The 2,641-nt window shown below is 41.5% G+C and carries 2 protein-coding genes; both read right to left on the bottom strand.

Going from position 1 to position 2,641, the window contains the following annotated elements:
• Nucleotides 1–397: 397 nt before the first annotated feature.
• Nucleotides 398–1,534, bottom strand: a complete 1,137-nt coding sequence (dnaJ, locus tag RWO85_RS10315) for a molecular chaperone DnaJ (RefSeq protein ID WP_001066319.1) — start codon at nucleotides 1,532–1,534, stop codon at nucleotides 398–400.
• A gap of 270 nt (nucleotides 1,535–1,804) precedes the next feature.
• Complete coding sequence (locus tag RWO85_RS10320) at nucleotides 1,805–2,437, bottom strand: DJ-1/PfpI family protein (protein ID WP_314415768.1); 633 nt, start codon at nucleotides 2,435–2,437, stop codon at nucleotides 1,805–1,807.
• Nucleotides 2,438–2,641 lie beyond the last annotated feature (204 nt).

Genomic DNA, 2,641 nt, shown 5'->3' on the forward strand with positions numbered 1-2,641 from the left:
AAAAAGAACTCATCAAGGAATACCAAGAAGACCTGACTTACAAGTTTAAGGTCTTAGAAAAGGATATCCAGACTAGACTAGCTGTGATCAAAGAAACACAGGAAACTGAAGATAAGTAAAAGAGCCCAACGGCTCTTTTTAAAACGTAAACAAGTTATATTTCATCAACTATACATCATAATTTAGGCAACTCATTCACCATTTCACAACTAAATCGAAGACTTTCCGCCGTAATGAAAACACCTGAAACAGTTTGGTTTCAGGTGTCCGGAAACTTTGAGACCTAGGCTCAAAGTTTAGGTATGGAACTTCGAAGAAGGTCGCTACCGTCCGTCATTACTTAAGGAAAGTCTTAAAAAATCTATAAAGTAAAAAGAGCCACTCGGCTCTTTTTGCTTTATTCTCCTTCAAAGGCATCTTTTATATGATCAAAGAAGCCCTTTTTCTTTGGATTGACTTTCAAATCGCCTGCAGCTGCAAATTCTTTAAGCGCTGCTTTTTGGCGGTCGTTCAAGCCTGTCGGTGTTACGACATTGACAGTAACGTATTGGTCACCAACTGCACCACCACGAAGGCTCGGAGCTCCCTTGCCACGTAGACGGAATTTCTTACCAGTCTGAGTTCCCTCTGGAATAACCAATTCAACATCACCATGAACAGTTGGGATATCAACTGTATCACCAAGAGCTGCTTGGACAAAGTTAAGGTTCAGATTATAGAAGATAGTGGTTCCTTCACGTTCAAACTTGTCGCTGGCTTCCACAGAAACCACTACATACAAGTCACCATAAGGTCCACCGTTAAATCCAGCTTCACCTTGACCAGCTAGGCGAATTTGTTGACCGGTTTCCACACCAGCAGGAATCTTCACATGTACGCTATGAGCTTGTTTTTCATGCCCTGTTCCGTGACAGGTTGTACATGGATCTTTGATTTCTTTTCCGCGACCATGACAGACATCACAGGTTACTTGGCGACGCATCATACCAAGCGGAGTCTGCGTATCGACGTTAATGACACCAGCGCCATGACAGCGTCCACAAGTGACTGGACTTGTTCCTGGTTTAGCACCTGAGCCATTACATGTACGACAGCTTGCTTCACGGTTGTACTTGACTTCTTTTTCAGCTCCAAAAATAGCTTCTTCAAAGGTCAAATTCACACGATACTGGAGGTCATCCCCCTGACGAGGAGCATTTGGATTGCGTGAAGCACCGCCTCCGCCGAAGAAACTTGAGAAGATATCTTCAAAACCACCGAAGCCTCCTGCCCCATTGAAACCGCCAAAACCGCCTGCACCGCCAAAGCCACCGTTGGCTCCAGCAGCACCATATTGGTCATAGGCCGCCCGTTTTTGGTCGTCACTCAAAGTCTCATAGGCTTCCTGAACTTCCTTGTACTTTTCCTCAGCACCAGGCTCCTTGTTGATATCTGGGTGGTATTTTTTCGAAAGCTTACGATAAGCCTTTTTGATCTCGTCTGCAGAAGCGTTTTTTGACACCCCCAGACGATCATAAAATTCAGTATTGTTCATAATTCAAGATACAAAGGGCGTCAAACGGACACAGCCATCTAGGAGTTTTGACGACGGACGCTTGCGTCCTAGAAAAAACTATCTTTTTGGCACAGTCCGTAGCCCGTGTTCAATTCCCTGAACACCTTTGTTCCTTTCTATTGATATTTTGAATCAAACCTCGATTTAGGTCGGGTTCAATTCCTTTCTGTTATATTGAGTAAGAAATTTGGGAACCCGTGTTCAGTTACGAACACTCTTTGTTCCTTTCTATAATTTTCATGTAAATATTTAGAGGTTGTTTTCTATACTCTGCTTCACTTGATTAAACTCTTCATCTGATAGAGTAAAAATCAAGTCCTCTTCTGAATATTCGTTCTGTTCTTTAAAATAGTTGTCCGTATTCTCTGCCAATCCTAAACCGAGAATCACTTTTCTTGCAAACTCTTGATGCGCAAAGCCTATAGCCGTAATGATATTTTTATCTTGCACAACCAGTTTGGGTTGGAAATTCTCACGTGGAAGAAATTCAAAATAATCAAAGAAGTTTTGCCAAATTCCACCTGTAAATTTCGTGTCGTTCAACAGGCCTGCCTTCGCCAATAAAAGGGGCGCTGAAGAAATGGCTGCAATTAGGATATCTTTCTCATTAAGACTTCTCAAAAACGAGATCAATTTCTCATCTTGTAGAGCAGGACCTATATTTACCATTCCTGGCAAAATCACACAAGAATAATCTTCTATACGGATTTGATCCAATGTTTTCGTCGGTTGACAGGGCAAACCATCCTCAGAGACCACCATCGAATTCTCAGAAGCTACATAATCAATCGTGATATCAAAAGACAGAGCTAAAGTACTTGTTAAAGTGGTTATCTCATAAAGAGAAAAATTAGGATAAATGATACAAAGTACTTTTTTCATACGCAACATCCTCTATTTTATCGAAAAACAGAGGCTGGGTTGCAACCTCTGGATTTCTTCTTATCATTACGACGTTCGAGTTTTAAAAATCAAACTAGTAATGCTAAATCGAGCACTCCCTAACCTCTTGGTGAAAAAGACAAATCTTCCTAGAAACTAAAGTTTCTGCGTCAGATTTCCTATTTTCACTGTGAGGTTTTAACG

The sequence above is a fragment of the uncultured Streptococcus sp. genome (assembly GCF_963521865.1).
In the GTDB taxonomy this organism is placed as follows: Bacteria; Bacillota; Bacilli; order Lactobacillales; family Streptococcaceae; genus Streptococcus.

Coding starts and splice junctions, on each gene's coding strand:
- dnaJ (WP_001066319.1), bottom strand. CDS start 1,534: ATGAACAATACTGAATTTTATGATCGTCTGGGGGTGTCAAAAAACGCT.
- RWO85_RS10320 (WP_314415768.1), bottom strand. CDS start 2,437: ATGAAAAAAGTACTTTGTATCATTTATCCTAATTTTTCTCTTTATGAG.